At 40.2% G+C, this 21,928-nt stretch carries 27 protein-coding genes and 1 pseudogene; 14 read left to right on the top strand and 14 right to left on the bottom strand.

From position 1 onward, the window contains the following. Window positions 1-255 precede the first annotated feature (255 nt). Window positions 256-429 carry an aspartyl-phosphate phosphatase Spo0E family protein gene (locus AOQ70_RS07075; protein ID WP_369810454.1) on the bottom strand — a complete coding sequence of 58 codons (174 nt, stop codon included), beginning with the start codon at window positions 427-429 and terminating at the stop codon, window positions 256-258. Between the two features lie 209 nt (window positions 430-638). Here AOQ70_RS07075 and AOQ70_RS07070 point away from each other — a divergent pair, with 209 nt between their 5' ends. Together AOQ70_RS07070 and AOQ70_RS07065 are read left to right on the top strand one after the other, a co-directional pair. Next, complete coding sequence (locus AOQ70_RS07070) at window positions 639-1,346, top strand: cytochrome c biogenesis protein CcdA (RefSeq protein ID WP_059375393.1); 708 nt, start codon at window positions 639-641, stop codon at window positions 1,344-1,346. Window positions 1,347-1,440: 94 nt separating this feature from the next. Further along, window positions 1,441-1,922: pseudogene (locus AOQ70_RS07065) on the top strand (CcdC family protein). Between the two features lie 22 nt (window positions 1,923-1,944). Here the strand turns inward: AOQ70_RS07065 and AOQ70_RS07060 are convergent. The 4 genes from AOQ70_RS07060 to sspO all read right to left on the bottom strand — a co-directional run bounded on the left by AOQ70_RS07060 (window position 1,945) and on the right by sspO (window position 3,449). Next, the gene (locus AOQ70_RS07060; RefSeq protein WP_024427086.1) at window positions 1,945-2,373 is read right to left on the bottom strand and encodes a DUF2621 domain-containing protein; all 429 of its coding nucleotides are present in this window, start codon (window positions 2,371-2,373) and stop codon (window positions 1,945-1,947) included. Between the two features lie 262 nt (window positions 2,374-2,635). Then, window positions 2,636-3,037, bottom strand: coding sequence for an Hsp20/alpha crystallin family protein (locus AOQ70_RS07055; protein WP_059375391.1), 402 nt, complete (start codon window positions 3,035-3,037; stop codon window positions 2,636-2,638). A 102-nt stretch (window positions 3,038-3,139) separates the two neighbouring features. Beyond that, entirely contained in the window at window positions 3,140-3,286 is a 147-nt protein-coding gene (locus tag AOQ70_RS07050; protein WP_003211331.1) for a small acid-soluble spore protein P, read from the bottom strand. 16 nt (window positions 3,287-3,302) lie between these two features. Next, window positions 3,303-3,449, bottom strand: a complete 147-nt coding sequence (gene sspO / locus AOQ70_RS07045; RefSeq protein ID WP_039178922.1) for a small acid-soluble spore protein O — start codon at window positions 3,447-3,449, stop codon at window positions 3,303-3,305. A 220-nt stretch (window positions 3,450-3,669) separates the two neighbouring features. Between sspO and acnA the strand changes: the two genes are divergently transcribed. From acnA to AOQ70_RS07010, 7 genes are all read left to right on the top strand, one after another. Beyond that, on the top strand, window positions 3,670-6,399 hold the full coding sequence (gene acnA / locus AOQ70_RS07040) for an aconitate hydratase AcnA (protein ID WP_039178925.1): 2,730 nt from the start codon (window positions 3,670-3,672) through the stop codon (window positions 6,397-6,399). 66 nt (window positions 6,400-6,465) lie between these two features. Further along, on the top strand, window positions 6,466-6,969 hold the full coding sequence (locus tag AOQ70_RS07035) for a TlpA family protein disulfide reductase (protein ID WP_047203113.1): 504 nt from the start codon (window positions 6,466-6,468) through the stop codon (window positions 6,967-6,969). 74 nt (window positions 6,970-7,043) lie between these two features. After that, window positions 7,044-7,169 carry an FbpB family small basic protein gene (locus AOQ70_RS19175; RefSeq protein WP_003211002.1) on the top strand — a complete coding sequence of 42 codons (126 nt, stop codon included), beginning with the start codon at window positions 7,044-7,046 and terminating at the stop codon, window positions 7,167-7,169. Between the two features lie 51 nt (window positions 7,170-7,220). After that, window positions 7,221-7,364, top strand: a complete 144-nt coding sequence (locus AOQ70_RS07025) for an acid-soluble spore protein N (protein ID WP_008357830.1) — start codon at window positions 7,221-7,223, stop codon at window positions 7,362-7,364. Window positions 7,365-7,378: 14 nt separating this feature from the next. Next, window positions 7,379-7,621 (top strand): small acid-soluble spore protein Tlp, encoded by a 243-nt coding sequence (gene tlp / locus AOQ70_RS07020; protein ID WP_059375389.1) that lies wholly within the window; start codon window positions 7,379-7,381, stop codon window positions 7,619-7,621. Window positions 7,622-7,727: 106 nt separating this feature from the next. Then, window positions 7,728-8,150: an acyl-CoA thioesterase gene (locus AOQ70_RS07015; RefSeq protein WP_024425143.1), complete on the top strand. Its 423-nt coding sequence runs from the start codon at window positions 7,728-7,730 to the stop codon at window positions 8,148-8,150. 3 nt (window positions 8,151-8,153) lie between these two features. Next, the gene (locus AOQ70_RS07010) at window positions 8,154-8,465 is read left to right on the top strand and encodes a hypothetical protein (protein ID WP_059375386.1); all 312 of its coding nucleotides are present in this window, start codon (window positions 8,154-8,156) and stop codon (window positions 8,463-8,465) included. 39 nt (window positions 8,466-8,504) lie between these two features. Here AOQ70_RS07010 and AOQ70_RS07005 read toward each other — a convergent pair whose 3' ends face one another. Both AOQ70_RS07005 and plsY read right to left on the bottom strand, forming a co-directional pair. Continuing rightward, window positions 8,505-8,792 (bottom strand): HesB/YadR/YfhF family protein, encoded by a 288-nt coding sequence (locus AOQ70_RS07005; RefSeq protein WP_024425145.1) that lies wholly within the window; start codon window positions 8,790-8,792, stop codon window positions 8,505-8,507. 97 nt (window positions 8,793-8,889) lie between these two features. Then, window positions 8,890-9,471: a glycerol-3-phosphate 1-O-acyltransferase PlsY gene (gene plsY, locus AOQ70_RS07000; protein ID WP_024425146.1), complete on the bottom strand. Its 582-nt coding sequence runs from the start codon at window positions 9,469-9,471 to the stop codon at window positions 8,890-8,892. A 153-nt stretch (window positions 9,472-9,624) separates the two neighbouring features. On the opposite strand from plsY, the gene AOQ70_RS06995 reads away from it, so the two are divergent. The 3 genes from AOQ70_RS06995 to parC all read left to right on the top strand — a co-directional run bounded on the left by AOQ70_RS06995 (window position 9,625) and on the right by parC (window position 14,864). Then, window positions 9,625-10,038, top strand: coding sequence for a CoA-binding protein (locus AOQ70_RS06995; protein ID WP_059375383.1), 414 nt, complete (start codon window positions 9,625-9,627; stop codon window positions 10,036-10,038). 417 nt (window positions 10,039-10,455) lie between these two features. Then, the gene (gene parE / locus AOQ70_RS06990) at window positions 10,456-12,423 is read left to right on the top strand and encodes a DNA topoisomerase IV subunit B (protein WP_059375380.1); all 1,968 of its coding nucleotides are present in this window, start codon (window positions 10,456-10,458) and stop codon (window positions 12,421-12,423) included. Between the two features lie 2 nt (window positions 12,424-12,425). Next, window positions 12,426-14,864: a DNA topoisomerase IV subunit A gene (gene parC, locus AOQ70_RS06985; protein WP_059375377.1), complete on the top strand. Its 2,439-nt coding sequence runs from the start codon at window positions 12,426-12,428 to the stop codon at window positions 14,862-14,864. Window positions 14,865-14,918: 54 nt separating this feature from the next. On the opposite strand, the gene AOQ70_RS20065 is transcribed toward parC, so the two are convergent. The 4 genes from AOQ70_RS20065 to AOQ70_RS06970 all read right to left on the bottom strand — a co-directional run bounded on the left by AOQ70_RS20065 (window position 14,919) and on the right by AOQ70_RS06970 (window position 17,973). Further along, entirely contained in the window at window positions 14,919-15,044 is a 126-nt protein-coding gene (locus AOQ70_RS20065) for a hypothetical protein (RefSeq protein ID WP_254966705.1), read from the bottom strand. Between the two features lie 43 nt (window positions 15,045-15,087). Beyond that, window positions 15,088-15,423, bottom strand: coding sequence for a hypothetical protein (locus tag AOQ70_RS06980; protein WP_039178946.1), 336 nt, complete (start codon window positions 15,421-15,423; stop codon window positions 15,088-15,090). 190 nt (window positions 15,424-15,613) lie between these two features. Then, the gene (locus tag AOQ70_RS06975) at window positions 15,614-16,786 is read right to left on the bottom strand and encodes an MFS transporter (RefSeq protein WP_059375375.1); all 1,173 of its coding nucleotides are present in this window, start codon (window positions 16,784-16,786) and stop codon (window positions 15,614-15,616) included. 605 nt (window positions 16,787-17,391) lie between these two features. Continuing rightward, window positions 17,392-17,973 carry an NAD(P)H-dependent oxidoreductase gene (locus tag AOQ70_RS06970; protein ID WP_059375374.1) on the bottom strand — a complete coding sequence of 194 codons (582 nt, stop codon included), beginning with the start codon at window positions 17,971-17,973 and terminating at the stop codon, window positions 17,392-17,394. Window positions 17,974-18,095: 122 nt separating this feature from the next. On the opposite strand from AOQ70_RS06970, the gene AOQ70_RS06965 reads away from it, so the two are divergent. Beyond that, a complete protein-coding gene (locus tag AOQ70_RS06965) occupies window positions 18,096-18,440 on the top strand; it encodes a winged helix-turn-helix transcriptional regulator (protein ID WP_059375373.1) in 345 nt (114 codons plus the stop codon). A gap of 88 nt (window positions 18,441-18,528) precedes the next feature. On the opposite strand, the gene AOQ70_RS06960 is transcribed toward AOQ70_RS06965, so the two are convergent. Together AOQ70_RS06960 and AOQ70_RS06955 are read right to left on the bottom strand one after the other, a co-directional pair. Next, window positions 18,529-19,377: an NAD-dependent epimerase/dehydratase family protein gene (locus tag AOQ70_RS06960; RefSeq protein ID WP_059375372.1), complete on the bottom strand. Its 849-nt coding sequence runs from the start codon at window positions 19,375-19,377 to the stop codon at window positions 18,529-18,531. A gap of 51 nt (window positions 19,378-19,428) precedes the next feature. Next, complete coding sequence (locus AOQ70_RS06955; protein WP_197414596.1) at window positions 19,429-20,640, bottom strand: MFS transporter; 1,212 nt, start codon at window positions 20,638-20,640, stop codon at window positions 19,429-19,431. A 166-nt stretch (window positions 20,641-20,806) separates the two neighbouring features. Between AOQ70_RS06955 and AOQ70_RS06950 the strand changes: the two genes are divergently transcribed. Next, window positions 20,807-21,112 (top strand): GntR family transcriptional regulator, encoded by a 306-nt coding sequence (locus AOQ70_RS06950; RefSeq protein ID WP_059375370.1) that lies wholly within the window; start codon window positions 20,807-20,809, stop codon window positions 21,110-21,112. Here the strand turns inward: AOQ70_RS06950 and AOQ70_RS19170 are convergent. Further along, window positions 21,068-21,562, bottom strand: coding sequence for a GNAT family N-acetyltransferase (locus AOQ70_RS19170; RefSeq protein WP_197414595.1), 495 nt, complete (start codon window positions 21,560-21,562; stop codon window positions 21,068-21,070). The two genes, AOQ70_RS06950 and AOQ70_RS19170, sit on opposite strands and share 45 nt — an antisense overlap. Window positions 21,563-21,928: the final 366 nt, after the last annotated feature.

Raw genomic sequence — 21,928 nt, 5'->3', positions numbered from 1 at the left:
TACGATATTATGATCATAGATGGAACATGGTTATAAAGAATGGACAAGCGTTGTCCTTTCTTTATTCAATTCACCTTCATCAGACGCTTAAAACCACTGTACTTGCATGAATGAAGCAGGGAAGGTGGTTTTTATTATTGCGTCAAACAGCATGAAAAACAAAAAACCCCTATATCAGAGGTTTTCGTTTCTTTTATGGTCACACATATCAACTGTTCTACAATGGTTCGGCATGTTTGATATCATGAAGTATAATTAGTTGGCTGAGTTTGAGTGTAAGTGTCGTTGATATTGTAAGAGGAGATGATCTAGCTGCTGGCTATGTTCGATGGTCACTGTTGATGTCATCCCATTATGCAAGACAACTTTCATCAGCTCTTCTCTTTTTTCTTCGATTTGAGTTAATAATGATGTTTTTACCAAAGTCATGTTCCTTTCATGCAAATCTTGATAAAAAGAATCGATTCTATTATATCCATTTTAAGGTTTATTTTCAAATTTAAAGGATTCATTATCTTGATGTCAAATTAAATTATATAAGGTTTTAAGAGAATAGACCATCTTTATTGAGGTGATGTAAAAAAAATGAAATGATTTTGTCATCTCTTATTGTATATTTGTAAGAAGGGGGTGTTCTTTTGACAGATTTGAATTACTTTTTAGCATTTGGAGCAGGATTTCTTTCTTTTATTTCACCGTGCTGTCTTCCGCTTTATCCAGCGTTTTTATCGTATATTACGGGCGTTAGTATAGATGAAGTGAAATCTGAGAAGGTGATGCTGAGAAGAAGAAGTCTTCTTCATACTTTATTCTTTTTAGTTGGTTTCTCTATTATATTTATTGCGATTGGGTTTGGGACATCGTTTGTCGGGAAGTTTTTTAATGATTATCATCAAGCGATTCGTCAAATTGGAGCCATCCTTATTATTTTCTTTGGTTTTATGACTCTTGGCGTATTCAAGCCCTCTTTCCTCATGGGCGAAAAGAGAATACAGTTCAAAAATCGTCCTGCTGGTTTTTTTGGATCCATTCTCATCGGAATGGGCTTTGCCGCTGGATGGACACCTTGTACTGGACCTATTTTATCCGCTGTCATCACACTGGCGAGTAACAATCCTGAGTCGGCTGTCATGTATATGATTGCGTATATATTTGGATTTGCCGTCCCGTTTTTTATTCTCTCCTTTTTCATTACGAAAATGGGGTGGATCAGAAAGCGCCAGCAGCTCATCATGCGAGTGGGCGGGTTTATCATGATTGTGGTAGGGATTTTGCTGTTCTTTGATCTTCTGACATGGATTATCATTATGTTTTCATCATTGTTTGGCGGTTTTACAGGCTTTTGAAATCGTTTTCTACAGTCGCGGCGAATGGTTTTTTTTCGTCAATTGGAGTATATTATACATAGGCTGACCTTAAAGAATAAAGGAATGATTTGATATGATGATCTTGATCTCTTCTATAATTGCGGTATGTATGGCGGTGGCCGTCATGTTTATTCGCATTAAGTCATCTGCAAAACCTGCAACGGCGAAAAAAATTATTTTACCTCCTATTTTCATGAGCACTGGTGCACTGATGTTTTTTGTTCCAATGTTTCGGGTAACTGGAGCTGAATTTCTAGAAGCGATCACAGTGGGGATGTTTTTCTCTATATTTTTAATTAAAACATCGAAGTTTGAAATTAGAGGCAATGACATTTACTTAAAGCGGTCAAAAGCATTTGTGTTTATTCTCATTGGACTTCTTGTCCTTCGTATCGGGATGAAGACCATCCTAAGTTCTTCTATTGATTATGGCTCATTAAGCGGGATGTTTTGGATTCTTGCCTTTGGCATGATCGTGCTTGGCGGGTTGCCATGTATTTGTCGTTTAGAAAGCTGTCTAAACAATTAGATCCGCAGCAGATTCAAATGAATTAAACCTCCTTTTTAAAAAAGGAGGTTATTTTAATAACGATTCATATGGCGAGTGATCAATGTTTTTTTCTTGAAGGCGCTTTAATAAAAATTTATGATCCCGCTTTGGTGTAGCCATAATGTAGCCGCGAATGATTAAGTCTAGATTAATGCTGGCAGCCTGTTCTTTTAATGCCAGCTCACCAATTTTACCCGCAATTTTTTCTTTGGCAACATCTCTAAACAACTCTGGAACTGGTAATACGAGTTCATTTAACAATTGTTTGTCCTCATCCCGCCATAGGTGAAGGCTCTTTTGAATATATTCATCCTGCCAATCAAGCTCTGATTTCCCATCTTCCTTTGGCAATCGTTTTAAAAATTTGCGAAACATAAAAAAGCCACCGATTGCGAGTAATCCGATCATCACTGTACCCCAAAATAAAATGAACCACAAAAACCAGCCGCTTAACATGTTCTCACTCCTTATACCCCTTATCTCTCTATTTTATATTACATGAAGAGAGGATAGAAGAAAATAACAAAAATGTATGTCTATTATCTCTATAAACGCCCTTTTTCATTAATAGCCGCCCATTTACTAGAATGACCCAAACCTATTAGTAGAAATAGAATACATTATCATATAGCGACTCTACTATTTGGCCATGGTGGTTCGCAAAAGGTATTGACTTGAAACGAACGGGAAGAGAGCCCACCTATATGAAGGTGGGCTCTTAATGTTTGAAGTGGGGGATTTGAAAGGAAAATGCACCGCTTGGATGATCGGAACATTTTTTAATTTTTATCGATATGATTTGGTTTTCATAATCTGTTGCAATGTCTTTGTCGTTTAAATAAAAAGGAAGCATCACGCTTTTTTCAACTGGCTGTTCGCCTTCACCTTTTGGCTTTTGTACTGTGTAAGTCAACGTCAGCTCATGTCCAGCGAAGGTCAGCTTTACATCAGTGATCGATAAGGTGGAGACATCGATTTCGATAATATAATCACGGCTTGTTTCATAAAGATCAATTGGGAGGTGTTCATCATACCAGGCAAATGGATCATCCATTAAAACATTGAGCCAATCATCTATTTCAAGGAAATCAGAGGAATTCGATTGCTTTTCATTCTCCATAAACACTCCTCCATCACATCTCATAATAAATCATATGATGAAAATGGAAATGTGTGAAAGACCTAAAACATCCCGTGTGGTCACGGGATGAGAGGGGAATGATTACATATCATGATGAGAATTGTGCTTTTGTCTTGTATGGTTGCGGTTTTTCACTTTTTTACTGCCTGATAACGGCTCAGGCTGACCGCCTTGATGCTCCTTAGGAGAGTTTTGACGGATGTCTTTCCCTGTGTTTTTATTCGTCATGATGTTTGGCTCCTTCTTATTGATTCTTTTTGCGTTTTTTATTGTTTTGTCTTTGTTCTTCTGTTAAAACGAGTTGATCATCTTCCGTATAGCCTGCGCCATTACCTTGGCTTTTGGCTGCGTTCATGCCGTCAATGACATGATTTGCTTTGCGTTTTGTCATGTTCTTTCACCTCATTTGTAGTATGAACCCGCTGCGCTTCGTTTATGAAGAGTAATCATTTCCTAATGATAAGTTAAACTTATTGAATTTAATAAAAGCATTGTTATTTACTTATGTATGAATTTGTTTTAAGATGAAATTGTGAGAAAATTGTGGTGAAATACGACGATTTTTCTGAGAATTGAAATTGATCTTGATCATCAAAAGGGGGATTTTGGACATGTCGAAACAGCAGCAAGTCGCTAAACAAGACGCTTTTCAATCTAGAAAAACGTTTTCGACAAATGGGAAAACGTATCACTATTATTCGTTAGAAGCACTAGAGAAACAAGGAATCGGAAATGTTTCTAAGCTGCCTTATTCCATTAAGGTACTTTTAGAATCAGTGCTTCGCCAAGTAGACGGTAGAGTGATCAAGAAGGAACACGTTGAGAACTTGGCAAAATGGGGAACTGCCGAGGTAAAAGAAATTGATGTTCCATTTAAACCTTCTCGTGTTATTTTACAAGACTTCACGGGTGTACCAGCCGTCGTTGACCTTGCTTCTTTAAGAAAAGCAATGGCAGATGTGGGCGGGGATCCGGATAAAATTAACCCTGAAATTCCAGTTGACCTTGTTATTGACCACTCAGTACAAGTTGATAAAGCTGGAACTGAAGATGCATTAAACATTAACATGGATTTAGAATTCGAACGTAACGCAGAGCGTTATAACTTCCTTAGCTGGGCAAAGAAAGCGTTTAACAACTACCAAGCTGTTCCGCCTGCAACAGGAATTGTTCACCAAGTGAACTTAGAGTATCTTGCAAGTGTTGTTCATGCAATTGAAGAAGATGGCGAGATCATCACTTACCCAGATACATTAGTTGGAACTGACTCTCATACAACGATGATTAACGGTATCGGTGTACTTGGATGGGGCGTTGGCGGTATCGAAGCGGAAGCTGGTATGCTTGGTCAGCCTTCATACTTCCCAGTACCAGAAGTTATTGGTGCTAAATTAGTTGGAGAGCTTCCAAACGGAACGACTGCAACTGACCTTGCATTAAAAGTCACACAAGTCCTTCGTGAAAAAGGCGTAGTGAACAAGTTCGTTGAGTTCTTCGGACCTGGTGTTGCACAATTGCCGCTAGCAGATCGTGCAACAATTGCGAACATGGCGCCAGAATACGGTGCTACTTGTGGATTCTTCCCAGTAGATGAAGAAGCGCTTGCTTACCTTCGCCTTACTGGACGTGATGAAGAGCAAATTAATATCGTTGAAGAATATTCTCGTGCAAATGGCTTATTCTATACGCCAGATGCAGAAGAACCAATTTTTACTGATGTTGTGGAAATTGATCTTTCTAAAATTGAGTCAAACTTATCTGGTCCTAAACGTCCACAAGATTTGATTCCACTTTCTCAAATGAAAGAGACGTTCCATAAACACATCGAAAGCCCAGCTGGTAACCAAGGGTTTGGCTTAGATAAATCAGAGCTTGATAAACAAATCGAATTTGATCTTGCAAACGGTGAAAAAGCTGTGATGAAGACAGGTGCGATTGCGATTGCAGCGATTACGAGCTGTACGAATACATCGAACCCATACGTGTTAATCGGAGCAGGTCTTGTTGCGAAGAAAGCAAGTGAGCTCGGTATGAAAGTGCCAAACTACGTGAAAACGTCACTAGCACCAGGTTCTAAAGTTGTAACAGGATACCTTGTGAATTCAGGACTTCTTCCATATTTAAGAGACCTCGGATTTAACATTGTAGGGTATGGCTGTACAACTTGTATCGGAAACTCAGGACCGCTTGAGAAAGAAATTGAAGATGCTGTCTCTGAAAATGATCTGCTGATCACTTCTGTTTTATCAGGTAACCGTAACTTTGAAGGTCGTATCCATCCGCTTGTGAAAGGAAACTACCTTGCATCTCCACCATTAGTTGTGGCTTATGCACTTGCTGGTACGGTGAATATTGATTTAACAAAAGATCCTATCGGTGTCGATAAAAATGGCGAAAACGTTTATTTCAATGACATTTGGCCATCAATGGACGAAATCAACAGCGTCGTTAAAAGCACTGTCACACCTGAGCTATTCCGTTCAGAGTATGAAACTGTTTTTGACAACAATGACCGCTGGAATGAAATTAAAACGACGGATGATGCATTGTACAAATGGGATGAAAATTCCACATACATTGATAACCCGCCATTCTTTGAAAACCTATCAGTTGAACCTGGTAAAGTTGAACCGCTTAAAGGCTTACGCGTAGTTGCGAAGTTCGGTGACTCTGTTACAACTGATCATATTTCTCCTGCTGGAGCGATTGGTAAGGACACACCTGCGGGCAAATACTTGCAAGAAAGAGGCGTGTCGCCTAGAGACTTTAACTCATATGGATCTCGCCGTGGTAACCACCATGTCATGATGAGAGGTACTTTCGCAAACATCCGTATTAAGAACCAAATTGCACCAGGAACAGAAGGCGGTTATACAACTTACTGGCCAACTGGTGAAGTGACATCCATTTATGATGCATGCATGCGCTATAAAGAAGATGGAACAGGTCTTGCGATCTTAGCAGGTAAAGACTACGGAATGGGTTCTTCACGTGACTGGGCTGCAAAAGGAACAAACCTTCTTGGAATTAAATTTGTTCTAGCTGAAAGCTTTGAGCGTATCCACAGAAGTAACCTTGTCTTCATGGGCGTACTTCCTTTGCAGTTTAAAGACGGAGAAAGTGCAGAAACTCATGGTCTAACAGGAACAGAAACATTTGAAGTTCATGTTGACGAAACAGTTCGTCCGCGTGATCTCGTCACTGTGAAAGCAATTGACACAGATGGCAACGAGAAAACATTTGAAGTGGTCGTTCGTTTTGACAGTGAAGTTGAAATTGACTACTATCGTCATGGCGGTATCCTTCAAATGGTACTTCGCGAAAAATTGGCAAGCAACTAATACAGCAAAGAAGAGAAGGCGATTCAACAGCTTTCTCTTCTTTTTTAAAATAGTGGAGGATCAATCATGTGGAAAAAAGGAATGGCAAGCGCTGTTTTACTTGTGTTGATTGGTTTACTTGCGTGGAATTTATTTGGGCCAAAAGAGCCCGCAATCGGTCTTGAAAAAGGGGATCAAGCCCCTGATTTCGAACTAAAAACCCTTGATGGCAAAACCGCCTCGTTATCTGATTACCGAGGGAAAAAGGTGCTCGTCAATTTCTGGGCGACATGGTGTAAGCCGTGCAGGACAGAAATGCCGGATCTAGACGCAATCAGGAGTGAAAATGACCAAGTTGAAGTACTAGCGGTGAATTTGACGACCACTGAAAAGAGTGTGGATCATGTGGCAGCATTCACAAAAGAATTAAAGCTGAGCTTTCCTGTTTTATTGGACCAAAAAGGCATTCAAGCAAGATATCAGGTTCTTTCATACCCAACGACCTACATATTAGATGAAAAAGGACGCATCATGTCTGTGAAGCATCAAATGCTGACAAAAAAAGAAATTGAAAAAGAGCTGGATCTATAATGATTCAGCTCTTTTTGCTTATTTTCCAAATGTTTTGGCGAAAATGTAACCATACATATATGGAGGTGAGTGGAATGAGAAGAAGAAAACGACGCACATTTGAAGAGCTTGTGCTTGAAAATAAAAAAGAATTATTAAGCAATGAGGAATTTTTAAACCAGCTTGAAGAAAAGTTGGAAGAACGATTTAGACAAAAATAAGTCATGAATTATCCGTTTTCGTTCATCCTAAAGAAGAGGGAGGGATGAATAATGGGTAGAGAGCATGATAAACAAGCGCAGTTTACGCCAGACCATTTAGGGACAAAACCTGTAGCATACAAACGGAATAAAGGTAAAAAGATGCATAATAAATCAAATGAACAGCCAGATGTGATACAGACAAAGGGCGAATAAGGAGGGGAATCATCATGAATAACGAGTCATATCAATCCAATCCAGATGATCGATCTGATAATGTTGAAAAGCTGCAAGATATGATCGAGAACACACTTGACAATATCGATGAATCTGAAGCAGCGATGTCCGTTTCGACTGAGACAGAAAAGCAAATAATCAAACAAAAAAACGAAAACCGCAAAATGAGTATTGACGCGATGCGTTCTGAGATAAAGGACGAAGAAACAGCAAGAAAGAATGGCTATACTGAATAAACCAGGGATTCCTGGTTTATTTTATTGCCTCTTTTTAGAAGAACCATTTGGAATGTGGTAAAATGGCAGAGACAGACCTTAGGTTTTGATAGGAGAGCGATGAAACGTGTATGTATCCAAAAAAGAAATAGAAGTCCGTTATGCAGAAACAGATCAAATGGGCATCGTATATCATGCCAATTATTTAATCTGGATGGAAGTCGGCAGAACAGCATTGATTAAAGAATTAGGGTTTTCCTATGCGCAGCTAGAAGCAGACGGTGCTCTTGCACCTGTTATAGACTTGCAGGTTCAATATAAAAAACCATTGCTGTATGGTGAAACAGCAACCGTTCATACATGGATTGAAGAATATAATGGTGTCAAAACGGTGTATGGCTATGAAATTCAAAAACCTGATGGACAAACAGCGATTACAGGGACAACCTCACATATTTGTGTAGATAAAGACACCTTTAGACCTATTCAATTTAGAAAAGCCTTTCCTGCTTGGCATAAAGTATATGAACAGTCGAAGAAGCAGGTTTAATTTATGGCTTTTGGTATTAAACGAAGCGATTTAAACGCTTGGAAAACAGCTGTCCAGGAAGGAAAAGTTGCTTTTTTAACACACTACTGGCTCGATGACCGTTTTCCAAATGCCAATACCGTCACAAAAGCAGCCTGTCAGGATATGAAGCGTTTAGTTGAGTGGGGAGAAAGACATGGACTAAAAAAAGAATGGATTCATGACCGCGAAGGGTTTCCTCATTTTGACTTGATCGGTGAGCCGCAAAAAAGAATTCTGCAAAAGGAACGGTCTTTAGGAAACATTCAAGAGTATGGGCTGTATATTGAGATTTAAAACAAAAAAGATACCCGAGGGATGAGGTATCTTTTTTGTTTATTCATAATGAAATTCTGGTTCTTTCACGGACTCGTTATAATCAATATGCAGATCATGGTTGTCAAAGTACCAAATATCACTTTCCTCAATAAAGAAAGTAATACCTTCTATTTCAGCAGTTGCGCCGGCATTTTGAGGTTCATCTTTTGCGACGCCGAGAGAAAAGCCTTTTTGAACATTACTGCACCCGCCATATCTCACAAAAAAGCGAACTTGATCACCTTTTTCTAAATCTAATTCATCCTTGTACCAATTGAGTGCATCTTCTTTTATTGTTAATTTCAATGTGATCGCCCCTTTTTGAAGTCATGCTGTTTTTAAAATGCAGGATGCAAAAACAGCTTTTCTTTACTTTTACCACATATTTAAATGGATGAAACGGCTAGAGCCATTTGATTTTCGGTTCAGTTTTGTTGAGAATTCGTTTGAGGTTGGCGATGTGTCTGTAGATCACAAAGCCAGCAAGAACGGCAACAACAATGATTAAGAATAGGTCTTTGGTGAATATGCTGTAAATGAATGTATAGATCCCGGTCAGCATTGATGATAGTGAAACATATTTACTAATGTATAAAAATAAGAAAAAAGCAGCGATCATCGTGATAAATAGGAATGGGGCGTAAAATAGCAGCACACCGCCTGATGTAGCGACTGCCTTTCCCCCTTTAAATTTTGCAAAGACAGGAAAGCTGTGACCGATAACAGCAGCAACTCCTGCTAATAAGGGATGGATGTCCAGCTGCATGAAAAACGGTAAAGCTGAAGCAAGCGTCCCTTTTAGGATATCAGCAGTAATCACAATAGACCCTGCTTTTACGCCAAGTGTACGAAATGCATTCGTCGCACCTAGGTTTCCGCTGCCATGTTCACGGATATCGATACCCTTTGCAGCTTTCCCGACAATGAGACCGGATGGAATACTGCCGAGAAGATAAGCCAAAATAAACATCAAAGCAATTAACATCTGCATAACTCCTTTATATTCTCCCTCTTGTCTTACATTTTAACATGATCTTGTGAAAACATGGGGAACTTTTTTTGAAAAAATCCAAAGCAGATGGATTCAGCTTTGTTTTTAAGCAGAAATTCGCTAAAATAGAGGAAAAGGAGTGTCTTGATGAACAATCCTACGAAAGAAGAAATCGGCCGTATATTAAAGAGCAGTAAACGAATTGCTGTTGTTGGATTATCAGATCAGCCGCACCGGACGTCTTATATGGTGTCTAAAGCGATGCAGGATGCCGGGTATGAGATTATCCCAGTGAATCCAACGATCGATGAAGCACTCGGTGTGAAAGCAGTCGCTTCTTTAAAAGACTTAAAAGAGCCTGTTGATATCGTCAATGTCTTTAGACGTTCAGAGTTTTTGCCAGAGGTGGCAGAAGAGTTTCTCCAAATAGACGCACCTGTTTTTTGGGCGCAGCAAGGCATATATCACGATGAAGCGAAAAGGCTGATTGAGGAAAATGGCAAGGTCGCCATCATGGATTTATGTATCAAGGTGGCTCATGCGTTGACAAAAACTCATTAATTCGTCAAAAATCCTTGGTTTTTCAAGGATTTTTGCTTTTTTGTTGCAGAAATATATTTGCGATTCTTGAAGAAAGCGATAAAATAAGGCGACAGGGACATATCGGCGGCCTTGCATATCAAGAAAAAGAGCGATAAGATAAATGTAGAACATTTGTTCTGTTTTGCTAAAACCATCATATGATTGCATTTGGCTTATGAAACAGTCTTGTTTATAATGGACTTCTAGTTCTGATTGCAGAATGTAGAATGATTCTCATAGCTGTGCAAAAGAGCATGTATTGGTGAATCCCACATGCATGGTGATGATGCAGCTTATTAAAGTGGACAGTAATGAGCAGCATGATCATCATTAAAATCTAGAGAGATCATTTGATGATTAGCCGGTTATGTTTGTTAGTGAAAGGGGATTAAGCATTTGGTTAAAAAGCAGCAAGTAGATTATAACGATGATTCTATTCAGGTGCTAGAGGGGCTTGAAGCGGTCCGTAAACGTCCAGGGATGTATATTGGATCTACGGATTCCCGCGGTCTTCATCACCTTGTCTATGAGATTGTAGACAACTCTGTCGATGAAGTGCTCGCTGGCCATGGAGATCATATCATTGTCAAAATACATAAAGATAACAGCATTTCCGTCCAAGATAAAGGGCGAGGAATGCCTACTGGTATGCATAAGCTTGGAAAACCGACACCTGAGATCATTTTAACGGTCCTGCACGCAGGCGGAAAATTTGGTCAAGGTGGATATAAAACAAGTGGTGGACTTCACGGAGTTGGGGCATCGGTTGTGAACGCGCTGTCAGAATGGCTTACTGTCACAATTGAACGGGACGGATTTATTTATCATCAGCGCTTTGAAAACGGCGGTAAACCTGTCACATCACTTGAAAAAGTCGGAAAATCGAAAAAAACGGGAACACTAATTCATTTTAAGCCGGACCCAACCATGTTCAGTGTTACGACCTATAATTTCGATACATTATCAGAACGTTTAAGAGAATCTGCCTTTTTATTAAAAGGGTTAAAAATAGAGCTGATCGATGAACGGCATGATGTACAAGAGACGTTTTATTATGAGACAGGCATTGAAGCCTTTGTTGCTTATCTAAATGAAGAAAAAGATGTTCTAAGTGAAGTCGTCTCATTTGAAGGAGAGCATCAGTCCATTGAAGTAGATTTTGCTTTTCAATTTAATGATGGCTACTCGGAGAATATCCTTTCCTTTGTCAATAACGTCAGAACAAAAGATGGCGGAACACATGAGTCTGGCGCCAAAACGGCCATGACGAGAGCCTTTAACGAATATGCACGTAAAGTGGCCCTTTTAAAAGAAAAAGACAAAAATTTAGAAGGCACTGATATTCGCGAAGGACTATCTGCTATTATTTCTGTCAGAATTCCTGAAGAGCTGCTTCAATTTGAAGGACAGACAAAAGGAAAGCTTGGGACAAGTGAGGCTCGTTCAGCTGTTGATGCTGTTATTTCTGAAAAACTTGCGTATTTTCTTGAAGAAAACCGGGAAACAGCCACTCTTCTTGTGAAAAAAGCGATTAAAGCGCAGCAGGCAAGAGAAGCTGCTAGAAAAGCCCGTGAAGAAGCGAGGAGCGGCAAGAAACGTAAAAAATCTGAAGCAACGCTGAGCGGAAAATTAACACCAGCCCAATCTAGAAACCCAGTAAGAAATGAACTATATCTAGTAGAGGGTGACTCAGCGGGCGGGTCAGCTAAACAGGGACGTGACCGTAAATTCCAAGCGGTGCTGCCGTTGCGCGGAAAGGTCATCAATACTGAAAAAGCAAAGCTTGCTGATATTTTCAAAAACGAAGAAATCAACACCATTATTCATGCAATTGGTGGAGGCGTCGGTGTCGATTTTAATGTGGAAGACATCAATTATGACAAAATCGTCATCATGACAGATGCGGATACGGATGGAGCGCATATTCAAGTGCTTCTCTTAACATTCTTCTACCGCTATATGAAGCCGCTGATTGAGCATGGCAAAGTGTTTATTGCACTTCCGCCTTTATATAAAGTCAGCAAAGGCTCAGGGAAAAAAGAGATTATTGAGTACGCATGGTCTGATGAAGAAATGGATGACGTACTGAAGAAAGTTGGAAAAGGGTACACGATTCAGCGCTACAAAGGGTTAGGTGAAATGAATGCCGACCAGCTATGGGAAACGACAATGAATCCAGAATCGAGAACACTTGTCAGGGTCAAAATTGATGATGCTGCACGTGTGGAACGCCGCGTCACAACTCTAATGGGTGACAAAGTTGAACCACGCCGTAAATGGATTGAAAAGAATGTCGCCTTTGGACTTGATGAGGAAAGCAACATTCTTGAAAATGAAAACTTGTCGCTAGCTGAGGAGGTTTAAACATGGCACAACAAGAACGATTTCATGATTTACCATTAGAAGAAGTAATCGGCGACCGGTTTGGGCGCTATAGTAAATATATTATCCAAGACCGTGCGCTTCCAGATGCACGTGATGGTCTAAAACCCGTACAACGAAGAATTTTATATGCGATGTACGCAGAAGGAAATACGCAGGATAAAAACTTCCGTAAAGCCGCTAAAACAGTCGGTAACGTGATTGGTAACTACCATCCGCACGGGGACTCATCTGTTTATGAAGCGATGGTAAGAATGAGTCAGGAATGGAAAGTACGAAATGTGCTGATTGAGATGCACGGAAATAACGGGAGTATTGATGGAGATCCGCCTGCTGCCATGCGTTATACGGAAGCAAGGCTGTCTGCCATTGCTTCAGAGCTTTTAAAGGACCTAGACAAGGAAACGGTCGAATTTGTTGCGAACTTTGATGATACAAGCAAAGAGCCAGTTGTATTACCAGCAATGTTCCCAAACCTTCTCGTGAATGGATCAACAGGGATTTCAGCTGGTTATGCGACAGATATCCCGCCGCATCATCTTGGAGAGGTCATTGATGGTGTCATTAAGCGAATTGAACAGCCGCATTGTACGGTTGAGGATTTAATGACAGTCATCAAAGGGCCGGATTTCCCAACGGGCGGTATCATTCAAGGTGTAGACGGTATTAAGAAAGCGTATGAAACAGGAAAAGGGAAGATCATGATTCGCGGAAAAGCGGAGATTGAAACCATCCGCGGCGGACGCCAGCAAATCGTGATCACAGAAATTCCTTACGAAGTGAATAAAGCCAACCTTGTCAAAAAGATGGACGAGTTCCGAATTGAGAGAAAAGTAGAAGGTATTTCAGAGGTCCGAGATGAAACAGACCGTACTGGGCTTCGAATCGTAGTAGAGCTGAAAAAAGAAGCAGATGCAAATGGTGTACTGAATTTCTTATATAAAAACTCAGATCTGCAAATCCCGTATAACTTTAATATGGTAGCGATACATAATCGAAGACCGACCTTAATGACGCTCACAACTGTACTAGATGCGTATATTGCCCATCAAAAGGAAGTGGTGACGAACCGCTCAGCGTACGAGCTTCGAAAAGCGAAGGAACGCCACCATATTGTCGACGGCTTAATTAAGGCACTTTCTATCTTAGATGAAGTCATTGCCACAATCCGCTCCTCTAATGATAAGCGAGATGCCAAGAACAACTTGATGGCGAAATATGATTTTACAGAAGCACAATCAGAAGCGATTGTTTCACTCCAGTTATATCGTTTAACGAATACAGATATTACGCAATTAAGAGACGAAGCAAGAGAGCTTGATGTGCGCATCGCAGAGCTCGAAGACATTTTAGCGAACGAGAAAAAGCTACTGAAGGTCATTACAAACAGCCTGAAAAAGCTCAAAAAGACATATGCTGATGAGAGAAGATCCGTCATTGAGGAAAAAATCGAAGAAATTAAGATTAACCTTGAAGTGATGATCGCATCAGAAGATGTTTACGTGACAGTCACGAAAGATGGTTACATTAAACGAACAAGCCAGCGCTCTTATGCTGCCTCTAACGGTAAAGACTTTGGCATGAAAGATACTGACCGTTTGATTCATCAGTTTGAAATGAATACAACGGATGTTCTTCTGCTGTTTACGAATAAAGGAAGCTACATTTATTGTCCTGTTCACCAGCTGCCAGATATACGCTGGAAAGACATGGGGCAGCATATTACGAATATCATTTCGATTGATCGCGAGGAATCAATCCAAAAAGCCATTCCAATAAAAGAATTTGATGAAACGTCATATCTTTTATTCTTTACGAAAGGTGGAATGGTGAAGAAAACAGAGCTTCTTCAATATAAAGCGCAGCGTTATTCGAAACCGCTTGTCGCCTTGAATCTAAAAGGTGACGATGAACTCGTTGATGTTCATGTCACAACAGGACAGCAGGAATTGTTTATTGCAACGAAAAATGGTTACGGTTTATGGTTTGATGAAGAAGAAGTAAGTGTTGTTGGACCGAGAGCGGCAGGTGTCAAAGGAATCAACTTGAAGGAAGGGGACGAGGTAGTCTCTGGCCAGATCATTGATCCGAAGAACGATGTCCTTGTGCTCACAACACAAAGAGGGGCTGTAAAGCGAATGAACCTCTCTGAATTTGATAAAACATCAAGAGCGAAACGCGGAGTTCTTATGCTGAGAGAGTTAAAGAAAAACCCGCACCGTATTGTGGCTGTGATCGCTGCAGCGCTGCACGATACACTTGAGATAGATACCGAAAAAGGCACAACAATTCCACTAGATATTTCTACTTTAAGAGCGAATGACCGCTATAGCAATGGGTCATTTATTGTAGATGAGGAAGAGCAGGGAGAAGTGACTCATGTCCTTCTGACTCCTGAACGTGCACCAGATGACAATAAATAAGCAAACGAAAACCCCCTGCGATTGGCAGGGGGTTTCTTTTTATATACAGGTCAATTAGCTCTCGTGGTTGCCAAACATGCTTGTAATGGCATGAACTACTTCAATTCCTTGGTAAACGAAAAGAGAAAGTGAAGTGACAGAGAATAGACCTAGAATGAAAATTCTTAAGAAAAATAACATCGTGTAAAACCTCCCAATTTTTGTTTTGATTTAGATGGTTGGGTTAAACACGAGCTTGTCGGAAATAAGAAGATTGATAGAACACTGCAAGTAAATGCTTCTTTTTCCGGTCAAATCGATCAGTATGAGTGATGCGCGCAAATCCAGCTGTCATACTGCCAATAATCAGCAGTGCTGTAAATGCGGCAAATACTGCGCTCACATGTTTTTGTTTCTTTTCATCGCCCATTGTCTGGACGATTTTCATTTCATGTGATTCTTGATCGGCAACCACCTTCGCATGATGGTATACCTGAACGGAATGAGGCATTGAGAACAAATGAAAACTTGCAAGTGCTATGCACAAAACACCTAATTTTAATAGCATATTTTTTTTCATTTTTCTCACCCCTTCCTGGTTATTTTCATGATCTTACCACGTTTTCAGTTATTTGAAAAGTCTTATTTTTTTACTTTCCCTCTTTAAAAAAACGATAAACATCAGGACATCTATAGGACTGTTTCACTTCATGAAAGGTTTCAATTTTATTTTAATTTAAAAATTAAACATGATCAAGGATCAGACACGTTTAGTGTGCTTGTAATGAATGTGGTTTTGCTACAGCTTTAGTAAAGATTCCTGCAATACATATGGCAAATAGAACAAAGATAAAGGCATGAAGCAGTCCAACTTGATTAGCAAGCAGCCCTAAAATAGGAGGGCCGGAAAGAGAGGCTGTGTAACCTGATAAGGTCACAATACTGACGCGTTTGACAGCGTACCGGCTATCATCGCCAGCTGCAGAAATGGTCAACGGAAAGCCTAAAGATGCGCCAAGTCCCCATAAAAAGATCGATATCATACATACAACAAGTGAAATCTTTAAAATGACTAAGAATAGTCCGGCAGCTGCTGATAAAATGGCCACTCTTAGCAATAACACTCTGCCAAAGCGATCAATCAATCGTCCGCTGATCAGTCTGCCGCTAATCATGCCGCACAAAAACAAAGCATAGATGACCGTACTCATGGAATGTGAAACTTGATAGCCATCCACCATTGCAAGTGGAATCCAATCATTGGCCGAGCCTTCGACAAACGCAAGACATAAGGCAATCATCGCAAGAGATATCGTACGTTTGTTCAGCCATGCTGTTTGAGCAGGCTCAACTGTATCTGACTGCTTCTCATGCTGATCTTTTCCTGTCCCATGCGGGATAAACCGTGTACAAATCAATATGCTGAGGAAGAATAGAAGGGCAATAACGAGAAGGTGTATCAATACAGAAACCCCTAGATGGATAAAAAGAATACCAGCACCTGCTCCAATTAACGTCCCAATGCTAAAGGAAGCGTGCAATATAGGCAGAATGGTTTTCTTGATGCTGTACTCAATCTCTGTTCCTTCTAAGTTCATCGCTACATTACACATGCCAGAGCCTGCTCCAAAAAGAAAAAGACCAGAAGTGACGACAAAGATAGAAGAGAGCGTGGAACCAATGGCAAGAGTAGTGAATCCAAGGAACATCAAAAAAGCACTGATCACAATCGCCAATCGGCCGCCTTTTTTGCGGACGAATACATTTGAAAGAACAAGCCCAACAATTGAGCCAACAGATAAACCGAGTAAAATAAGTCCCATTGTTCCTGTGTTTGCTTGTAATAAATCTCTAACTTCCGGTGTCCGCGAAAACCATGTAGAAATGGAGATTCCAGACATCGTAAAGATCACAATAATTGCTTTATACCACTTTAATTCCATCTAATCCCTCACATTTAAAGATATATATGTTATTGAACAAATCTACTCGATTATAAATGAGACTTGCTGATTCGTAAATAACAGGAGGGAGGAACGTAATGAAAAAATGTTAGTCAAAAGAAATTTCTATTGGTGAGAGGTGAAATTGATGGATACACAATGATTAATGAGCATGTTTCAAGTGTAATGTTGGACTAGATGTTTTGACATATTTGAACGAAAAAAGCATTGATTTGGTAAACACACAATCGAACATCAACTGGAGCTATAATGAACGCTTGATACAAAGCTCATAGCATCTGGCGTTGTTGTGACAAAAACGTTGCAGCGAAATGTTTATGGCCATGAAATCGTCAGAATATCATCAAAGCATTTAGATGAATCAATTTAAAATTGATTTTTTCTTTTTTGTCTCAATAAGATAAGTATACTTAGTTTTGAGACAAAGGAAATTCGTTTGTTGTTTAACTTCCTAGAATATATATTATGTAAACTAAGAAAAAAGAATACATCGATCGATATTTAATTTCACAACCTCTACCACCTTCTCATAAATTAGATTGGTCGTAAAGGTTGTGCCTTTCCTTATTGGCTGCAACAGTAAATTAAATACTTTGGGATATTTCGTTTAAAAATATTTTTCTCTTTTCATCTGTTGTTAAGTTAACTCTTGAAAAATGAATCCATTGGGTGTCTTCATTTTTAAGTCCCAAGTCAGCAAGAGTTCTGTTAATAAAAACGCTTTGAATCGCATTCCCACCTTCAGATTCTATATAATCCTTATCTGTTGTAGATGTTGAGATCACAGTTGTTTTTTTAATATTTGTCAATAAACCTTTTAAAGCCCCAGTGTTTTTATCTTCTAAGAATGCGAAACCTCTTAACATGACTTTATCAATAAATCCTTTTAAAATTGCAGGTAAATCCCACCACCAGACAGGAAATATAAATATTAATTCAGTTGCCTGACTTAATTTCTTTTGATAATCCTTAACTAATTGATAAGGTGTTTCGCCTTTAATAAAATACTTCAATTCTTCTGCTGAAAAAACGGGATTAAACCCATCTTTATATAAATCGATCACTTGAAATGGTTCTCTCTTTGTTTCTAGATTTTCTGTAATGGAAGTCAAAATGGCATGATTATAGCTTCCGTCCCAAGGATGTGCATAGACAATCGTTTTCATTATTCATTCACCCTTTTTTGTTATTTTCATCATATTTTGATGTACATTCATTTTATTGTATGCTATAACGTACTACAAGTACGGTAATTAAAGTGCGATACTAACCTAAAGGAGAGTGTGAAATGACGAAAGAATCCTTTACAGCTAATGTTGACCTAAAAGAAACTGGATTTGGGTACACTTTATCTTTAATTGGTGGGAAATATAAGATGACGGTACTGTATGCTTTATATGCAAACAATGGTCCTATTCGCTATAATCAGTTAAAACGAATGCTCGGGACTATCTCTTTTAAAACATTAACCAATACACTAAAAGAACTTGAAGCGGATCAATTAATTAATCGTAAAGAATATCCTCAAGTGCCTCCAAAAGTAGAATATAGTTTATCGGAAAAGGGATTATCACTGATGCCTGTATTAGATGCAATTTGCTATTGGGGAGAAGAACAAATGAAATTGAAGTAGTTAGGCGCTGAAGTTTATATGTTGCAATTAATGAGCACAAAAAAAGAGCCTTTGCTGGCTCCTTATTGTAAATCATATAAAGTTGATCTTAAGACTTTGAAAAACCTGTTCTCCATGTCGGATATTTAAGAGTCCACCCAATTTCGTTTTTAGCTTTGTGGTTCGAGGCTCCTCTCTCCCAAGAGTTTGCTTCTGGTTGAATGTCTGGTACTGGTGCCCCTAGGACTTGTGCGTATACAGGAAGCCAGTCTATCCCCTTGCCTGGTTCATCATCCACAATGTTATACGTACCCTTTGGCCAATCTAGCGCCAGCAAAGCAGCATTGGCAGCATCTTCGACATGAACAAAAGAAGATACCCCATTTGTAGCCTTTATTTCTTGGTTCATGACCTTTTTTGCTGTATCCCCATTCATACCAAACCAAGTTGCAGGTCCATACAAAGTACCATATCGTAAAATGACATGCTCAGGAATTTCTTTTACAGCTTCCTCGAGAGACAACACTCCGTTAATCGTCGTTTTTCTAGGCATCGATGCATGTATGTCCAATGCGGTTTCTTCAGTTGCAGGAGTTGTGCCTGGTTCATAGGCCCATGAAATACTCTGAGCGATGATTTTTTGTACCTGTGCCTGTTTTGCAGCATCTACTAAATTTCGTGTCCCTTCTATTCGTATACGCGCATTTTCTGAGGAGCTTCCTTGACTTAGAGACGTTAATTGATGAATCACAACATCGGGTTTCACTTCATCTAGAATTTTCATGATTTGTTCTCGGTCAAACACATCTGCAAGAATGGCTTTGGCTCCTGTTTTTTCAATGGCCCCCCTTTGCTCTTCTTTCCGCGTCATGCCAATGACATCGTGACCAGCTTGTACGAGCTGCGGCAGCAACAATCTCCCAATAACACCACTTGCACCGGCTACGAAAATTTTCATAAATATAGACCTCCAGTTTCTTATTACATTCTTTTATTTTCGCAAAATATGTTAATTTTCTTTAGACATCATAGTCAGAGATAGAATTCCCATCGCTATAGAGATGAATACCATTGCCAATATTCCTGCATTAAAATTCCCCATACGATCATGCAAATAACCAGTTAAGAGTGGCCCGGACGCTCCAATCAGAAAGCCTATAAACTGAGTCATAGCCGCCCATGAGGCCGCCTCTTCAGGCGAAGTAGTCAGTTCAACCGGAAGCAAGTTGAGCAGTGCAAAAAGCATACCTGATCCCAAACCACAAATGAACACAGCAAGCCATAAATAAGTGGAAAAGAAAATAAGTAACAGACCAGCAGCTTGCATCATGGAGGATACAATGAGCCAGTATCGTCTTGAAGGGTGCCTTTTAAGCAACTGCTGCACAACGGTACCACTCGGAATTTGGATCAATGCGAACAAGGTAACCATAAGACCTGCGTGAAGTTTGGATGCACCTGCTCCAATAAGGATTAAGGGAAGCCAGCCTAAAAGCGAATAAAATACAAGAGATAACATTCCGAATTGCACAGCTAGTATCCATGCTTTCCTCTTTTGCCAAGGTAGTTCTAACGATTTTCCGAATGAAACGGTTGAGTTCAGTTTAGAGCTGGAAGACTGTCGCTTTAGTACATGAAACCATAGCGGCAAAGCGAAAAATACAGGTATCACCCAGAACGATAATGACTTTTGCCACGAATGAAGCATCCAATGCAAAGGTGAAGTAAAGCTTGAACCAAGAGCCGCACCCAATGCTAGAGCCATGGAATAGATTGCAATCATGGAGGGTGCTCTGTCAGCCATATGCTTTTTTATAAAGCCAGATAACAAGGGCCCCATCATGGCTATACCCATACCAGATAACAATGTAGTGAAAAATAACAATGAAGCAGAATGGATAAACAGGCGTAAAAGTGTGCTGCCTCCGATCAGCGCCAGGGAGAAGGTGATGACCTGCTCAATCCCTAGCTTTTCACTCAATTTTACTGAGAATGGAGCTAGTATGCCCATACATAACACCGGAATAGAAACAAGTAAGCTGGATACAGCTCCGCTTAGGCCAAGTTCATGTTGAATACTTCCCAAGACAGGTGCAATAGATGAAACAATGGGTCTCAAATTGAGTGATGCCATAAACAGTGCCGTAACGAAAAGCCAACGATTCAATTCGTAGTCTTTGTCGATGAGTACCGGAGATATACTTTCCACTGCTGCGTTCATCGTCGGTGCTCTAAGTTGGTTCGTTCTACGGTTTTTCATACAATTCGCTTCTTTCTATAAGGAATGGGATTTGGCATGACTTATAATATCATGATATATTGGTCGTTATTAGATCCATTTTTCATACATTTTGACCATACCAATTTATCGTGAAAGGAGATTTCTCATGCAATCTGGAAGGAATGAAACGAAAACCAGACAGGTATACTCGTGGATCAGAGACCGAATTATGCAAGGCAGTTACAGGGCTGGAACCTCCCTTCCCTCCACCCGGGAGCTTGCTAAAGAACTTGGGGTCTCACGCGCCCTTATTGTGGAAGTATATGAGCAGTTAACAGCTGAAGGATTTTTGGAAGGTAAACAAGGCTCGGGAACCTTTGTAAGAGATCCTGCGCTTGGCCGTTCAAGCCTGGGCTGCAGCAATAGGCTAAAGCTCATGGCTGTATACGATGAAGCCGCTGTGTTGAGCTAATTTATCGTATAGCGCCCGCCCAGCTTCATTCGTTGCCTGTGTCTGCCAATAGACACGATTTGAACCAGCTAATGCAGCTTGCTGATACACGCTGTTTATCAGTGCACTGCCAATACCTAGTTTGCGCCGAGAGGGGGTCGTAAACAGATCCTGCAAGTAGCAAACTGGCCCAAGTCTTGTCGTGCTGCGGTGAAAGATGTAGTGAACCAGCCCAACTATTTCTCCATCGTCCTGTGCGAGCATCGCAAATACGGGCTCAATCGGATTAAAGAAACGCGTCCAAGTCGCCTGTGTAATTTCCGCAGGTAATGCAGTTGCACCCGTACGGCCATAAAAGGCGTTGTAGCCATTCCATAGTGGTAGCCATGAATCAAAGTCATTGGACTGAATTTCTCTTACAACTAAACCTGATGCGGTGTGATTTTTAGACATGGCTGCAAACTTTAGCAAAGCAAATTTCCGGTAATTTAGCTGTTTTTTCGACTATGCCAATGTCTGCTCCTAGCCGCCAATTGAACCGATTACAGCCCCCTGACCGTGGCTGACCATCAGGGCAATGGTGATGAGCAGATTCAACGCGAGGCAGCAGGCAAGCGGCCTGCATGCATTTTTTGCCACTTGCAGAAAGAGTGGCCTGAATGGGCGCACTGCATCAGTTCAGCAATGGCCGCGCAATCAAATAAATAGCTTATAGCGCTTATCTGATGGTCATTTAAGATAGTTTTATATCCAAAGTAGCCATTCTGCGGGCGCTATAAGCTCTTATTTTTATGTACACACCCATAAAAAAAGGCTCTGCAATTGCAGAGCCTTTTG

Source organism: Bacillus sp. AM 13(2015) (genome assembly GCF_001518755.1).
Lineage (GTDB): Bacteria > Bacillota > Bacilli > Bacillales > Bacillaceae > Bacillus > Bacillus safensis.
Note: the sequence above shows the minus strand (reverse complement) of the source record. Positions and strands in the feature narration are given on the sequence as shown.